This window comes from Bradyrhizobium sp. CER78 (genome assembly GCF_029846235.1).
Lineage (GTDB): Bacteria > Pseudomonadota > Alphaproteobacteria > Rhizobiales > Xanthobacteraceae > Bradyrhizobium.
This window is the reverse complement of sequence record NZ_JARVWP010000009.1, coordinates 181,632-196,801: the sequence shown is the minus strand read 5'-3', so window position 1 is coordinate 196,801 and position 15,170 is coordinate 181,632. Positions and strand designations below refer to the sequence as shown.

Below are 15,170 nucleotides of genomic sequence, written 5' to 3'. Positions count from 1 at the left end.
GGGGAGAGGTCGGATCGCATGGAGCGAAGCGTAATGTGATCCGGGTGAGGGGGAGTCTCCGCAAATACAGCTGTCACCGCATACGCGGAGGTAGCCCCTCACCCCAACCCTCTCCCCGTAAGAACGGGGAGAGGGAGACGTCACGCTCTAAGGCGGGATGAGTTTTGGTTGAATCGGTTTGGCGCGGTCTCGGTTCACCTCTCCCCGTTGGGGAGAGGTCGGATTGCGAAGCAATCCGGGTGAGGGCTCTTGCCCTCTCGATAGACCATAACCCCTCACCCGATTTGCTGCGCAAATCGACCTCTCCCAAGGGAGAGGTGAACCTTCGACGCCGTTCCAGCTCAACCTAATCTCATCAGGCTTTAGCTCCGCATCGCATTCATCGTCAGCAGCTCGTAGGTCGCCGCGGTCTCGCCGGTCCCGGTCGTGATCTCGACGTCCCAGCGCACCTCGCCATACTGCTTGTTGCGCGGCGTCTTCTCCTTCGCCGTCAGCCGCACCTGGATCTGTTCGCCCGGCTGGACCGGCTTCACGAAGCGCAGCGAGTCGAGACCGTAGTTGGCGAGCACCGGACCATAGTCCGGATCGACGAAAAGGCCGGCGGCGAACGACAGCAGCAAATAGCCATGCGCGACGCGGCCCGGGAAGAACGGATGCCCCTTGGTCGCTTCCTCGTCCATATGGGCGTAGAAGGTGTCGCCGGTGAAATGCGCGAAGTGCTCGATGTCGTCGAGGCTGATCTGCCGCGCTTTCGAGACCAGCGTGCGGCCGATCTCCAGATCGTCATAGTGATAGCGGAACGGGTGCAGGTCACCCTCGAGCATTGGGCTGCCCTTGAACCAGCGGCCGGTGACGCCGCTCAGCATGCGAGGGGAGCCCTGCAACGCGGTGCGTTGCATGTAGTGCTGCAGGCTGCGGACGCCGCCCAGCTCCTCGCCGCCGCCGGCGCGGCCCGGGCCGCCGTGAACCATCTGCGGCATCGGCGAGCCGTGCCCGGTGTGCTCGGTCGCGCAGTCGCGGTCGATGATTGCGACACGGCCGTGGAAGCTGCCGATGCCGAAGGTGAGTTCGGTCGCCGTCGGGATATCGTGGGTGTAGACCGATGCGACGAGGCTGCCGCCGCCGCGATTGGTCAGTGCGATGGCCTGGTCAAGATCGTCATAGCCCATCACGGTGCTAACAGGTCCGAACGCCTCGATCTCGTGGACCGCGGTCGCAGCGAGCGGCTTCGCGCAATGCAGCAGCAGCGGCGGAACGAAGGCGCCGCGCTTGGCGTCGGCGTCGACCAGCGGGAAATTGTCGGGATCGCCGGCCACCAGCTCGGCCTCGGTGCGGAGCTTCGCGACATGGGCAAGCACATCGCTGCGCTGGGCGACGCCGACCAGCGGTCCCATCCTGACCTTGTCGCTTTCGGGATTGCCGATCACGACCTTTGCCAGACGGTCGCGCAAGGCCGTGATCACGGCATCGAGCTGTGCCGACGGCGCCAGTGCGCGGCGGATCGCGGTGCATTTCTGCCCGGCCTTGACCGTCATCTCCTTTGCCACTTCCTTGATGAAGAGATCGAACTCCGGGCTTCCGGGCACGGCGTCCGGAGCGAGGATCGCGGCGTTGAGCGAGTCGCGCTCGGCGATGAACCGGACAGCTTCGCGCGCAACGACCGGATGCCGTTGCAGCTTCTGCGAGGTGTCGGCCGATCCTGTGAACGACACCACGTCCTGGCAGGTAAGGTGGTCGAACAGATCGCCGGTCGATCCCACGATGAACTGGAGCGCGCCTTCCGGCAGTGCTCCGGATTCGGTGATCATCCGCGCCAGCTCGTAGGCGACATAGGCGGTGACGGTCGCGGGCTTGGTGACGACGGGAACGCCGGCGAGCAGCGCGGGCGCCAGCTTCTCCAGCATGCCCCAGCACGGAAAGTTGAATGCGTTGATATGCACCGCGACGCCGTGCAACGGCGTGACGATGTGCTGGCCGGCGAACGCGCCACCCTTGGAGAGCCCCTCGACATTGCCGTCGAGCAGGTACCTGGTGTTCGGAAGCTCGCGGCGTCCCTTGCTGGCATAGGCGAACAGCGTGCCGATGCCGCCGTCGACGTCGATCATCGCGTCGGTGCGGGTCGCGCCCGCATGCAGCGAGAGCCTGTAGAGCCGGTCCTTGTGCTGGCTCAGATGGTCGGCCAGCGCCTTCAGCACGCCCGCACGCTGGTGGAACGACAGCTTGCGGAGATTCTTGCCGCCGACCGCGCGGCCATAGGCGAGGATCTCGCGCATGTCGAGATCGCTCCTGGTCGCGAGCGCCACCACGTCGCCGGTGACGGCGCTGTGAATCTCGGCGGCCGGTTCGCCCGCGCCGGACCACTTGCCGCGCACGAAGCAGTCGAGCTTCATGATGTTGTCGGACATCCGAGTGCCGCTGGATTGAGGCTGTGTCATCGAAGTCGAATCCTCTGACTTGTGATCAATGATGCGTCTCGCCTTGCGGGCGGAACGTTCAATCGGTGTTAGGCTCTTCCGGTGAAGCGCGGCGCGCGCTTGTCGAGGAAGGCGGTGACGCCTTCGGCATAATCCGCCGATCGGCCGGCGCGGCCCTGCAGGTCGCGCTCGAGATCGAGTTGCGCGTCGAGTGTGTTGGTCTCGGAGGCATCGAGCGCCTGCTTGATCAACGCAAGACCGTCGGTCGGCTGCGTCGCGAGCGAGGCGGCGAGGGCGTGGGCCTCCGTCATCAGCTCGGTATCCTCGACCACCTTCCAGATCATGCCCCATGCCTCCGCCCGTTCCGCCGAGATCGGCTCGGCCAGCATGGCCAGTGCGCGCGCCCGCGCTGCGCCGACCAGCCGCGGCAAGAACCAGGTGCCACCGGAATCCGGGACGAGGCCAAGCTTCGCAAAGGCCTGAATGAACTTGGCCGACCGTGCGGCGATCACGATATCGCAGGCAAGCGCCACGTTCGCGCCGGCCCCTGCGGCGACGCCGTTGACGGCGCACACGACCGGCATCGGAATGCTGCGCAGCTTGCGCACCAGCGGGTTGTAGTACTTCTCGATTGGCGCTGCGAGATCGGGTGTCTCGCCCGGCGTGAAGACGCCGTCCGAAAGATCCTGCCCGGCGCAGAACCCGCGTCCGGCTCCCGTCAGGATCAGGGCGCGGCAGGACTTGTCCTGTTCTGCTGCGATCAACGCGGCCATCAATGCGGCGTGCAGATCGGCGCTTAACGAATTCAGGCGGTCGGGCCTGTTGAGCGTCAGGACGCGATATCCGGCGCGGATATCGGTCAACACGAGATCGCTGACCATGATTACCTCCCATTCTCGGCTTCTGACGACCGAGGTCGTATGACCTGCGATCGGATTACTATTGACCGTCCGGTCAGTCAATTATAAATTATGCCTGCCCCAATGCGGACGGCCGTCTCCGAGCTTATCGGAGCGAGGACGATCTTAGTCCCGGCCGCGAATTCGGGCGCGACAAAGCCATCGAGATCGGAGCAAATTTCGCGCGCCGCGCCGGACCCTCGTATTTGCGATGCTTATGCGCGGACGCTTGACACTTGTCAGACCGAGGCATCGGCGGAACCCGTGAAAGGTTCACGTTCGCAGCCGCGCTGCATGGCCCCCATGCCGCGGTATGCGCCGCCACAAATCAGCCGCATATCAACGGCGACCTCCGCCGCCACGAGGGCGAGCCTATGACCATGCAGTCGGGCGATATTACAGGGTTTCGATTCTCGACCGCGCATTTCGGCGAGCGAGATCGCTTGCCGATCTTTCGCGAGCAGATCGGGCGGATGATCGTCAAGCTCGATCCCGAGCCGCTCGACGACGGCGCGTTTCATGCGGAAGCGAATGTGCGCGAATTGTCCGGGCTCGGCATCGGATCCTGGGCGTGCAGCAATCTCAAGATAGCAAGACCGCGCGAACTGCTCGACGGCACCGACGACCTGGTGCTGACGATCATCACGAGCGGCAACGTTCGCGCGTCGCAGCGCGGCCGCGACATCGAGCTCAGCCCGGGGCAGGCCGTGCTGCAGTCGAGCGCGGAGGCCGGCAACATGGTGGTCCCGGTGGCGCCGAGCCGCTTCGTCGGCCTCAGGCTGCCGCGCAAGGCGCTCGCATCGCTGGTTCACGATCCCGAAGACATGTTGATCCGTCCGTTGCCGGCGAATACCGAGGCCATGCGCCTGCTCGCGCTCTATATCAGGGAGCTCGACGACAGCTACCAGCTGGCGACGCCCGAGCTGCGCAGCGCCGTCGTCAAGCATCTGGTCGATCTCGGCGCGCTGATCATCGGTGCGAACCGGGATGCCGCGGTTGCCGCCCAAGACGGCGGGCTGGCTGCCGCGCGACTTGCCGCGGTCAAGGCCGACATCAATGACAATCTCAGCTACGGCGATCTCACTTTGTCCGCAGTGGCTGCCCGGCTGAAACTCACGCCGCGCCATATCCAGAGGCTGTTCGAAAGCGCAGGTTCGACCTTCTCGGAATTCGTGCTCGGTCAGCGCCTGGCGCGCGCGCATCATCTGCTGACCGATCCACGCCACAGCGGCAGCACCATCGGCACGATTGCGTTCGAGGTCGGGTTCGGCGATCTCTCCTACTTCAACCGCACCTTCCGCCGGCATTACGGCGCGACGCCATCGGATATTCGCGCGGCGCCGCGAATGCGCTAGCCGATATCGATCTTCGATTCCAACCCATCGCGTCGTGCTCCGCCGCGGAAAACGATCAAGGCAAACAGGGCAGCTCCCACGAACACGATGAGCGAACCAACAACGACGACCGGCTCGTAAGCCGGGCCACCGATCCGGATCGCCGCAATTCCGATCGGAAAGATGACGGCACCGATCACGGAGAGCCAGGCCTGTATCCTGGCGAGCGGACCGGTGGCCGCGGCGGGAAACGCATGGTAGTAAAGCCCGGCAAGGAACAATGCGACGAATCCGAGCAGATTGAGATGCGCGTGGGCCGGCGCCAGCGTGAAATCCTGGGCCACACCCATGCCGATGCCAAGGCCAAGCCCGACGAGAAAGAGGACGACGCTGACACGCAAGAGGTTCGATGCGAGCATTGCTCCTGCAGTTGGTGAACTCGATGCCATCCCTTGTCCCATTTCCGAAAATTCCTAAGCCGCAGGTCCTTGGTCACCTGCCGGCCGATCCTTAAGGCATCTGGGAAACGCGACGCATGGACTGATGCGACATGCATTTGGACGGAGACGACATCGTGCACAATCGAGCCGGGCGTTGCGGAGCTGCCACAAATCAGCCGCAGATCGCGGGCGCGACGCCACCGCACCAAAAGAGCCGGTGATGCCAAACGCGCCGGATGTCTCGGATTTTCGCTACTCGACCGCGGATTGGGCGGAGCGCGAGCGATTGGCAATTTTTCGCGAGCGGATCGGGCGCATGATGGTGAAGCTCGATCCGGCGCCATTGATCGACAGCCCTTACTATAGCGATGCCAGAGTGTTTGCGCTGCACGGGCTCGGGATCGGATTCTGGACGTTCGCCAACCTGCGGGTCGAGCGCACGCGCGAACTGCTCGATGGCTGTGACGATTTGTTGATGGTGATCGGCGCCAGTGGCAATCGGCTGGTGTCGCACCGCGGTCGGGAGCAGGCAATCGGCACCGGAGAGGCAATTCTGATGGCGACCGCAGAGACGGCGACGATGACCTACCCCTCGCCGTCACGCCTCATCAGCCTGCGACTGCCGCGCAAGGCGCTGATACCACTGGTGCCCAATCCCGAGGACGCGCTGATGCGTCCGCTGCCGCCCTCGAGCGAAGCGCTGCGATTGCTGACCCACTATGTCCGGGATATCGACGATCTTTATCGATCGGCGAGCGCGGAGCTGCAACATCTCGTCGTCAGCCATGTGATCGACCTTGCGGCGCTGGTGATCGGCGCGTCCAGGGACGGGGAGGTGGTTGCAGAAGGGCGCGGCCTTGCTGCTGCGCGGCTGGCCGCGGTCAAGGCTGACGTCGGCGAGAGGATCGGGGAATACAGCCTCAGCCTGACCGCCGTGGCGAGGCGCCAGAAGATCACGCCACGCCAAATTCAGCGGCTGTTTGCCGACGAAGGGACGACATTTTCGGAATTTGTGCTCGACCGGCGGCTGGTGCGCGCGCATAGCTTGCTGAGCGATCCGCGCAGCAATGGCCGCAGCATCAGCACCATTGCGTTTGAGGCAGGGTTCGGCGACTTGTCCTACTTTAACCGCACGTTTCGCCGGCGCTACGGTACGACGCCATCGGACATTCGCACCGCGCCGCGCCGCATCTGACGGAACGCGCGCCTTGGGGCTGCGGCCGCTGTCTACGGCTCGCCGCAGCCCGGCACCCGCCGAATCTGTTCGATCAATCGCTGATTACGCTCCGCGGACAGCGGGCTCTCATTCGCGCACATCAGCATGGCGACGCATGCCGCCTTTGGTTCGGACGGCCAGGCGATCGTGCCGTCGATCGCGCCGGCGCATTTGCGGTAGGCATTTTTAGCGTCCCAACGGATCGCGACTTCGGATGCGGGCGTCGAAGCCGCCATCACGATCAATGCTGATCCGATCAACAGGAGCGATCGGAATATCCGCCGATATGATCCGCGCATGCTGCTTGTCCATCCCTATGAACGTCGTCGACGATACAGGCGGAGACAAATTCGATTCAAGTCGTGGACCGATGTCGCATATGTCCAAATCAGTGTCGCATCGGTCCGTGCCGCACATCCGCGAAGCACATAAAAGGTAACTTCCGTCTGATCGCGACAGGAAGAGTACTTGCCATTCGATATCGTTCGCAGCGACGGCGCGCGTGCGCGTGCATCGATACTGGATTCGGAGAAACATCACGACGCAGCGAACCGGTTCGGCTTTGCGCGCACTCATTGAGGTAGGATTGCGCTCATGTCGGTTTCGTTCGTTCGATCAGCATCAGTGATGTTCTGCCTTCTAGCGGGAATAGCGCCGATCGCCACCGAGGCCGCGGGTGCGAAACCTGTGCTCAGGATCGAAAACGGATTCCAGCAGACCGTCGCGGTCTCAGCAGGGAGCGAACTCTCGTTTGGACCAGCGCGGCAATCGCCGATCCGGCCTGGTGGCACCAGCGCCGGCGAAATCACGATCTCGCTTGCGGCCGGCGCTACCGCCGGTATTGCCAAGCTGCATGTTTTCGAGCGCAGTGCCGTCCCGATCGGATTCATGGTGACGGCCTGGCAGGGCCGGAAATCGATCGCTGTCGTAAAGCTTTGCGGTCATCTCGAGATGGACAGTTGGGTCGTGCTGCCGATCGAGACGACGTACGTCGACGTCTCGGATTTCTTCCCGGTCAAGGACGGATGCGACTGACTGCCGCGAGTTTGCTCCCTCAATCAAGAGAGAAGGAATGACCATGCCTCCGATAGCCAAAGGGGCTTTTCTAGTCCTGCTTGCCGGGCTGATGCCCTGGTGCGCGCTGGCCAACGACACGTCCGCTGCGCTGGAAACCGGCGGACTTCGCTTCAAGCAGGACCCCGACATCGTGATGCGCTCCGAGGATCTGTTCATCTCCGAGCAGCAGATCCGGATCGTCTACCGGTTCTTCAACGCCTCGGCCGCCGACAAGACGATCCTGATCGCGTTCCCGATGCCCGACATCGCCGGCAAGGAGAGCGACGAGAATATTGGCCTGCCGACCGACGATCCCGAAAACATCTTCGACTTCCACGTCACGGTCGACGGCAAGGCGGCCTCGCCGCATCTCGAGCAGACGGCGCTCGCGAACGATGCGGACCAGACGGCGCTGCTGCGCAAGCTCGGCATTCCGCTGATGCCGATCAGGGGGCCCGCCGGCGAGCTGCTCGACAAAGTGCCGAAATCGAACTGGCCCGAGCTCGTCAAGCTCGGTGTCGGCGCGATCGAGACCTATGGCTGTGGTGGCCCGATGCAGGATCATCTGTTGCCGACCTGGACGTTGCGCTCGGCCTATACCTGGACGCAGACCTTCCCTGCCGGCCGGGAAATCACCTTCGAGCAGACCTATCGTCCGAGCGTCGGCGGCTCCGTGCAAACGATCATCGGCGCCGATAACTGGCGCAGCAATCCGGAAGCGCCCGCGTTTCTCGCGTCATACTGCATCGACGACGACCTGATCCGCAGCCTTGAGCGCGCGCGTGCGACGAGGCGCGCTCCCTATCCGCCGTTCAGTGAACGGTCGATTGCGTACGTGCTCTCGACCGGTGCGAACTGGGCGGCGCCGATCGGCGACTTTCACCTTACCGTCGACAAGGGCGAGCCAAGTAATTTCGTCAGCTTCTGCGCAGAAGGTGTCAAGAAGACCGGACTGACCCGCTTCGAAGTCCGGCACGCGAACTTCACGCCGTCGCGAGATCTGAAGATCGTCATTTTCGTGCCGAATCCGAATTAGCGCAGGCGAGCAGCACGCAATGAAGGCGAACAATGTTGTGTGATGTCGCATGCGTCCCAATCGCCGTCGCGTCCGTCCGAGCCTTGCATCGCCGGGGCGACTAAAAGGCGGCCCCCCCCCCGCGGATCACTTTGCGGGGGCGATTGATCGACAGCGATGCAGCGAGGCAGCCATGACTGACACCATCCGATCATCCTTCGTCGATGCTGCCGCGGCGCTCGCGCCGCTGGTTCAGGCATCCGCCCAGGAGAGTGAGCGATCGCGGCGGCTGGCTGTCCCGCTGATCGAGGCGATGGCGCAGGCGGGCCTCTTCCGGCTCTGGATTCCGCGCGCCATCGGCGGCGAGGAGGCGGACCCGATGACCCTTGTTCGGGTGGTCGAGGAGATCTCGCGCGCCGACGGTGCCGCGGGATGGTGCATGGCCATCGGCGGCATCTATGGCGTGTTCGGCGGCTATCTTGGCAAGGATGCCGCGCGCGAGATCTACGGCAGTGATCCGCTGGTTCGAACCGCGGGAGCCCTGCGGCCGATGGGCACAGCTTCGGTCGTCGACGGCGGTCATCGCGTCACGGGCCGCTGGCCGCTCGGAAGCGGCTGCCAGCACTCCGGCTGGATGATCGGCAACTGCCGGATCCTCGACGGCGATCAACCGCGCTTGCACCCCGATGGCACCCCCGTGATGCGCTTCATGCTGTTTCCGACCGCGCAATGCGAGATCCTTGACACCTGGCACAGCATCGGGCTGCGCGGCACCGGCAGCCATGACTATGCGATCGCGGATGCTTTCGTGCCGTCCGCGCGGTCGCTCTCGTTTCGCGAGCCGCCGGTGGAGCAGGGGCCGCTTTATGCGTTTCCGACCATCGCGCTGTTCGGGGCGGCGCTCGCGGCCGTGCCGCTCGGCATCGCCCGCCACGCGATCGACATCCTGGTCGGGCTCGTCGGACGAAAGATCGCGTCGCGTTCGCGCAAGCTGCTCGCTGAGGATGCATTGGTCCAGGCTGATCTCGGACGCGCCGAGGCCTTGCTGGGCTCTGGGCGGGCGTTCCTCTACGGCACACTGGGAGAGGCGTGGCAGGCGGTCAGTGCCGGCAAGGCACTCAGCGTTGCCGAGCGCGCCAAGCTGTGGCTGGCATCGACGCACGCGGCGAACACGGCCAAGCAGGCGACCGAGCTGATGTTCGGTGCCGGCGGCTCGGCGTCTGTCGACGTGAGCTGCGGGCTCGAGCGTTGCGTGCGTGACGTCCATGCTGCGGTCCAGCACCTCGCTCTGGCGCCGGCCAATTATCAGATGGCTGGCGGGGCGTATCTCGGCGCGGACATGCGGTCGACGCCCCTGCTGTTCTCGGATGACCGCGATGAAGCGCGCTCCCTGTCCCCCGTGCGGTGAACCGTCGATCGCCTGCGGGTTCAGGACGATCGCGGAGCCGGCGCGCTGCCTGCTTCTCTGGGCTGGCGCGTTGGCCGGCGCCGCATCGGCACAGTCCACCGATCCGCATCATCCGACGGTGCTCGGTGCCGGGATCAATCGCGCCAACATCACCAATGATGTCCGCGGCCACTACTACACGTTCATGGCAGGCCAGGGCCATGTCGATGTCGAGCTGGCTTTCAAGGAGATGGGCGTGTTCGGCCGTCCGCTGCCGCAGCATCTCAATTTCGACTTCTGGAACGCGGACGGCGTTCGGCTGTCCCACATCGAAATGCTGTCTCAGGGCACCATCGCCCACCGGCACACCGATGCCGATCTGCCGGCGCGACAACGCATCAATCTGGCCGTCTCGACGCAATGGGGCGCGATCAAGATCGGCGGCTACTACGAGATCGAGTTGAAGGGCGCTGTCGAGGCCGCCGCGCCGGTCGGGGCCGGCGTCAAGCCGGAAGAGTCCGAGCCGCTGGTGCGGCCGTGATGTGCTGTCACGCACACAAGACAGCTTCTCGGTGCGATTTGAGCACCAATGCACGGCAACGTGTTTCACATTGTTGGCCGATGTCGCATATGTCCAATCCCCCGTCGCCCCTGTCCGAGCCTGCCGGCCGCCGCGCGCATACAAGGCAGCCCCCGGTGACCGTCGCAGCCGGCGAGTTGAGTCGATTGCGATGCATTGAGGCGACTTGAGACCATCGAGGAGAATGTGATGAAGTTTGCACTTCGAGGATATTGTCTTGCGCTTGGCGCAAGCCTGGCTTTGTCCAGCGCGGCCATGGCGCAGGATATCAGTGTTGCCGTGGTTGGGCCGATGACCGGCTCGGAGGCGAGCTTCGGCCAGCAGTTCAAGAACGGCGCCGATCTCGCGATTGCCGACATCAATGCGGCCGGCGGCGTGCTCGGCAAGAAGCTGAAACTGGAAGTCGGCGACGACGCCTGCGATCCGAAGCAGGCGGTGTCGGTTGCCGAGAAGATGGCAGGCGCGAAGATACCGTTCGTCGTCGGGCACTTCTGCTCGTCGACCTCGATTCCCGCCTCTGACGCCTACGCCGAGGGCAACGTGCTGGAGATCACGCCGGGCTCGACCAACCCGCTGTTCACCGAACGCGGGTTGTGGAACACGTTCCGCGTCTGCGGCCGGGATGACCAGCAGGGCATGGTGGCGGCCGGCTACATCATCAAGAACTACAAGACCAAGAACGTCGCGATCATTCACGACAAGACGACCTACGGCAAAGGCCTTGCCGACGAAACCAAGAACGCCATCAACGCGGCGGGCGTGAAGGAAAAGCTCTATGAAGCCTACACCAAGGGCGACAAGGACTTTGCCGCGCTGGTGTCTCGCTTCAAGAAGGAATCGATCGATTTCGTTTATGTCGGCGGCTACTACGCCGAGGCCGCGTTGATCCTGCGTCAGATGCGCGAGCAGGGCGTCAATGCGGTGCTGATGGGCGGCGATGCCCTGGTCGACAAGCAGTTCGCCGCGATCGCGGGTCCGCTTGCCGAGGGCTCGCTGTTCACCTTCTCGCCGGATCCGCGCAAGAAGGTGACCGCGGCCGCGACCTTGAAGAAGTTCAAGGACAAGGGCATCGATCCGGACGGCTATACGCTCTACAGCTATGCCGCGTTCCAGATCTGGAGCCAGGCCGCCACCCGCGCCAAGACCACGGACGCCAAGAAGGTCGCAGCCGCCATCAAGGCCGGAAGCTGGGACACCGTGCTCGGCAATATCAGCTACACGCCGAAGGGCGACATCACGCTGATCGACTACGTCGTGTACCGGCGCGACAAGGACGGCAACTACGCCGAGCTGCCGGCCGCGGGTCAATGATCGCTGGCCGCGACATCGGCGCTCCTCCCTGATCGATGTCGCGGCTGTGCCGGCTCACAGCGCCAACGGACCAACCCTCTGCCAGCCCCGGAGGTGTTGGCGCTGTGACGCCAGGCGCCAACGCTACCAACTGACTTACCCAACGACTGCCAACGCCGGACGTCGTTCGACGGCAACGGAAGAGAGCAACACGTGTCTGACATGAGTCTGAGCAATGGCGGCGGTCGTTCTGGCGAATGGCGCGCCGCGGGGCAGTCCCAAGGATCGACGCAAGAATCGTCTCCGGGATCGTCGCAGGGACCATCGCATTCCTATCCGCTGCTGGTGCGCGATCACGGTCTTGGCACCGCGCTGAAGATGCTGCTCGAGACCCTGCCTTATGCGCTGGCGCGGTGGGGCGTGCTGCTGGGCTTTGCTGTGGCGTGCGCAGTGTTTGCCTTTGTCGCCGTGGGCGGCGCGGTGTGGCTCGGCACCCATGTTGCCAGCGTGTTCGGCTATTGCTGGCTGCTCGGCATCCTGCTGCTCGGCGGATGGATCTGGGGCGCCATCCTGCGCTACACGCTGCACATGATCGCCTGCGGCCATGTCGCCGTGCTCACCGAGCTGATCACGCATGGCCGCATCGGCAACGGCACCGAAGGGCAGTTTGCCTATGGCCGCCGGATCGTGATGGACCGGTTCGGCGAGGTCGCGGTCCTGTTCGGGCTCAATGCGCTGATCCGCGCCGTGCTGCGTGCGTTTCACAATGCGCTCGATACGCTCGGCGATTGGCTGCCGGCCCCCGGCATGAAGGCGATCGTCGGCCTGCTCAACACCATCCTGTCGGCCGCGACGCGCTATCTGGACAAGGTGGTGCTGTCATACGATCTGGCGCGCGGCGGCGACGATCCGAGGCGCAATATCCAGGACGGGCTGGTCTATTATTGCCAGAATGCCAAGCCGATCCTGACCACGTCGGTTTGGATGGTCATCGTCGAACGGATCCTGAGCATCCTGCTTTGCCTGCTGCTGCTGGTCCCTGCCGGGCTGGTGACGGTCTGGTTGCCGGAGGCGGTCAGGGAGTATGGTGCCATCGTCACCGTGTTCATCGCGGCCCTGCTGGCCGTGACGGTGCGCGCCGCATTCATCCAGCCGCTGTTCCTGATCTGCATGATGATCCGCTTTCACGTGCTGATCGAGCACCAGCCGATCAATTCGACCTGGGTCGGCTATCTCGACGGCCTCTCTGACAAGTTCCGGCAGATCGGACGCTGAGACTGCCGTTCGCGTGTCGTGCCGAGCAGCAAGCCTGCCGGCCGATGCCCGGTGTTGCTCGTATTTCGTAACGGAGATGTTCGGTGACCGATATCGCGCTCGACAATCACGGCATCAGGCTCGCCGCATCCGTCCATGGCCCGACGGACGGCGAACCGATCCTGTTTCTGCACGGCCTGTCGCTGAGCCGGGACACCTGGCAGGAAATCGCCGGCCGGCTGAAGGATCGATATCGGGTCTGGACCCTGGATTTCCGCGGCCACGGGCACTCGGATCGTGCCCCGGACTATGATCTCGCCGCCTATGTTTCGGATGCGACGACCGCGTTGGCCGCAATCGGGCGTCCGGCGGTGATTGTCGGCCACTCGCTCGGCGGCTGCGTTGCCGGTGTGCTGGCGCAGAGCGGTGACGCCAATGTACGCGCCGCCTTGCTCGAGGATCCGCCTTGGTATCTGGGACAACCGGGGGAGTGGGAGAAATCGGCCTTCCCAAAACTGTTTTCCATCGCCAGCGCGCGTCAGGCGACGTGGCAGCAAGCGCGCGCGCCGCTCGGCACGTATCTTGCGTTCGTTTCCGACTCTCCGACGCCGATGGGCGGAATCGGACGCGATCATTACGGCCCACGTCATCTGCTCAGTCACGCCTCTGCGCTGCAGCGGCAGGACGGGCGGTGCTGGGCCGATGGAAACGTTGCGGGCGCCGTCCTGGCGGCGATCCCGACCGAGCGGGAATTCCTGTGTCCGGTCAGGATTGTCCAGGCCGATCCGGGATGTGGCGCGGCGTTTCTCAGGGATCACGAGGCGCGCCTCGCGTATGCCAATCCGCGTGCCGACATCGTTCGCTATGAGGGATGCGGCCATTCACCCCACCGCGCCATCGCATTCGAGCAACGCTTCGCGGCAGACCTGCAAGCTTTCCTGTCGAGCCTGCTGTCGCGGTGAGCGCGGGCGCGATCCAGTACCTCAGATTCACGAACCGAAGGCGGGATCATTCATGCAAGAGACGTCCGGCTACGATCCGAACTACGTGATGGGGCGCTCGACCGCGGAGACCGACAGGCTCAAGCGCCAGTCGCAGCTCTACGATTCGTCGACATGGCAGCTTCTGAAGGAGGCCGGGCTCGCGCCGGGCATGAAGGTGCTCGACGTCGGAAGCGGTGCCGGCAACGTGTCCTTCATCGCCGCAAGCCTGGTCGGTAAGAGCGGGACGGTCGTCGGCGTCGACAGCAATCCCGCCATCGTCGACGAGGCTGCGGCCACCGCGCGCTCGCTCGGCTTGAGCCAGGTGTCATTCCGGGTCGGCGACATCGGCACGATCGAGCTGGAGCGGGATTTCGATGCGGTCGTCGGCCGGCTCGTGCTGATCTACGTGAAGGATCCCGCGGCGCTGGTTCGACAATTGCTCGCCCACGTCAAGCCTGGCGGCATCGTGGCGTTTCAGGATCTCGACTGGGGCGAGGGGCCGATCGCCAACCCGCCGTCGCCGCTGCTGTCGCAGGCCTGGGGTTATGTGAAAGAGATGTTCCACCGCGCCGGGCTGAACAAGCGGATGGGACTATCGTTGCACGGCACCTTCGTCGCGGCCGGGCTTCCCGCGCCGCGCATGAGCCTGTTTGCGCCGGTGGGAGGCGGCATCGATTTCGACGGCTACGACTACATGGCGAGCGGCCTGCGCAGCAACCAGCCGCATATCGTCAAGCTCGGCGTCGCCACCGAGGCGGAGCTGGCACTGGATAGTTTTGCCGAGCGTCTTCGCACCGAAGTGGTCGGCATGCAGGGGGTCTTCGCGCTGCCCACCTTCGTCGGCGCCTGGTCGCGCAAGCAGGCGGCCTGATTGCCGCGGGCCGCGGCCGTCACACATTCTGCGCGAAGCGTGCGGCGCCCGCGACCGGTGCGAGCCAGGTCGCGGCCCGATCGGTATAGATCTCGATCTGCGGCTGCAGACCGTCCATGCTGTCGAGCGTGCCGGCCTTGACCACGACCTTGCCCGGCATCAGCGCGGTCTTCGCCAGGATCGGCGAGCCGCAGCCGCCGCAGAAATGGCGCTTGACCGGGTGACCGCTGTCACCCCCGTTGATGAAGACGGCGGTCTCGCCGGATTGCTGATACTCGGCCTCGCGGACCACGACGTTGAGCGAGAACAGGCTACCGCTCAGCCGCCGGCAATGCGTGCAGTGACAGATTGCGATGCCGCGCGGTTCGGCCTTCAATTCGTAGCGCACGGCGCCGCACAGGCAGCCGCCCTTTCGATCCTGCATGATGTTT

15 protein-coding genes are annotated in these 15,170 nt (G+C 64.4%); 10 read left to right on the top strand and 5 right to left on the bottom strand.

Annotated features, from left to right (window positions below; genetic code table 11):
- Positions 1–362 precede the first annotated feature (362 nt).
- Entirely contained in the window at positions 363–2,390 is a 2,028-nt protein-coding gene (paaZ, locus tag QDT69_RS21180; RefSeq protein ID WP_279708545.1) for a phenylacetic acid degradation bifunctional protein PaaZ, read from the bottom strand.
- A gap of 113 nt (positions 2,391–2,503) precedes the next feature.
- Positions 2,504–3,295 carry a 2-(1,2-epoxy-1,2-dihydrophenyl)acetyl-CoA isomerase PaaG gene (paaG, locus tag QDT69_RS21175; protein WP_279708403.1) on the bottom strand — a complete coding sequence of 264 codons (792 nt, stop codon included), beginning with the start codon at positions 3,293–3,295 and terminating at the stop codon, positions 2,504–2,506.
- 392 nt (positions 3,296–3,687) lie between these two features.
- Here paaG and QDT69_RS21170 point away from each other — a divergent pair, with 392 nt between their 5' ends.
- Positions 3,688–4,668 carry an AraC family transcriptional regulator gene (locus QDT69_RS21170; RefSeq protein WP_279708402.1) on the top strand — a complete coding sequence of 327 codons (981 nt, stop codon included), beginning with the start codon at positions 3,688–3,690 and terminating at the stop codon, positions 4,666–4,668.
- Here QDT69_RS21170 and QDT69_RS21165 read toward each other — a convergent pair.
- Positions 4,665–5,066 (bottom strand): hypothetical protein, encoded by a 402-nt coding sequence (locus QDT69_RS21165; RefSeq protein ID WP_279708401.1) that lies wholly within the window; start codon positions 5,064–5,066, stop codon positions 4,665–4,667. The genes QDT69_RS21170 and QDT69_RS21165 overlap by 4 nt on opposite strands.
- A 241-nt stretch (positions 5,067–5,307) precedes the next feature.
- Between QDT69_RS21165 and QDT69_RS21160 the strand changes: the two genes are divergently transcribed.
- The gene (locus QDT69_RS21160; protein ID WP_279708400.1) at positions 5,308–6,282 is read left to right on the top strand and encodes an AraC family transcriptional regulator; all 975 of its coding nucleotides are present in this window, start codon (positions 5,308–5,310) and stop codon (positions 6,280–6,282) included.
- 32 nt (positions 6,283–6,314) lie between these two features.
- Here QDT69_RS21160 and QDT69_RS21155 read toward each other — a convergent pair whose 3' ends face one another.
- Positions 6,315–6,548: a hypothetical protein gene (locus tag QDT69_RS21155; protein ID WP_279708399.1), complete on the bottom strand. Its 234-nt coding sequence runs from the start codon at positions 6,546–6,548 to the stop codon at positions 6,315–6,317.
- Positions 6,549–6,897: 349 nt separating this feature from the next.
- Here QDT69_RS21155 and QDT69_RS21150 point away from each other — a divergent pair, with 349 nt between their 5' ends.
- The 8 genes from QDT69_RS21150 to QDT69_RS21115 all read left to right on the top strand — a co-directional run bounded on the left by QDT69_RS21150 (position 6,898) and on the right by QDT69_RS21115 (position 14,739).
- A complete protein-coding gene (locus QDT69_RS21150) occupies positions 6,898–7,338 on the top strand; it encodes a hypothetical protein (RefSeq protein WP_279708398.1) in 441 nt (146 codons plus the stop codon).
- A gap of 37 nt (positions 7,339–7,375) precedes the next feature.
- Positions 7,376–8,395, top strand: a complete 1,020-nt coding sequence (locus QDT69_RS21145; protein WP_279708397.1) for a DUF4424 domain-containing protein — start codon at positions 7,376–7,378, stop codon at positions 8,393–8,395.
- Between the two features lie 172 nt (positions 8,396–8,567).
- A complete protein-coding gene (locus tag QDT69_RS21140; RefSeq protein ID WP_279708396.1) occupies positions 8,568–9,782 on the top strand; it encodes an acyl-CoA dehydrogenase family protein in 1,215 nt (404 codons plus the stop codon).
- The gene (locus QDT69_RS21135; protein WP_279708395.1) at positions 9,751–10,302 is read left to right on the top strand and encodes a hypothetical protein; all 552 of its coding nucleotides are present in this window, start codon (positions 9,751–9,753) and stop codon (positions 10,300–10,302) included. The genes QDT69_RS21140 and QDT69_RS21135 overlap by 32 nt, the downstream gene beginning before the upstream one ends.
- A gap of 228 nt (positions 10,303–10,530) precedes the next feature.
- The gene (locus QDT69_RS21130; RefSeq protein ID WP_279708394.1) at positions 10,531–11,652 is read left to right on the top strand and encodes a branched-chain amino acid ABC transporter substrate-binding protein; all 1,122 of its coding nucleotides are present in this window, start codon (positions 10,531–10,533) and stop codon (positions 11,650–11,652) included.
- Between the two features lie 192 nt (positions 11,653–11,844).
- Entirely contained in the window at positions 11,845–12,906 is a 1,062-nt protein-coding gene (locus QDT69_RS21125) for a hypothetical protein (RefSeq protein ID WP_279708393.1), read from the top strand.
- Between the two features lie 83 nt (positions 12,907–12,989).
- Positions 12,990–13,847 (top strand): alpha/beta hydrolase, encoded by an 858-nt coding sequence (locus QDT69_RS21120; RefSeq protein ID WP_279708392.1) that lies wholly within the window; start codon positions 12,990–12,992, stop codon positions 13,845–13,847.
- Between the two features lie 52 nt (positions 13,848–13,899).
- Positions 13,900–14,739: a class I SAM-dependent methyltransferase gene (locus tag QDT69_RS21115; RefSeq protein ID WP_279708391.1), complete on the top strand. Its 840-nt coding sequence runs from the start codon at positions 13,900–13,902 to the stop codon at positions 14,737–14,739.
- Between the two features lie 19 nt (positions 14,740–14,758).
- Here QDT69_RS21115 and QDT69_RS21110 read toward each other — a convergent pair whose 3' ends face one another.
- Complete coding sequence (locus QDT69_RS21110; RefSeq protein WP_279708390.1) at positions 14,759–15,163, bottom strand: GFA family protein; 405 nt, start codon at positions 15,161–15,163, stop codon at positions 14,759–14,761.
- Positions 15,164–15,170 lie beyond the last annotated feature (7 nt).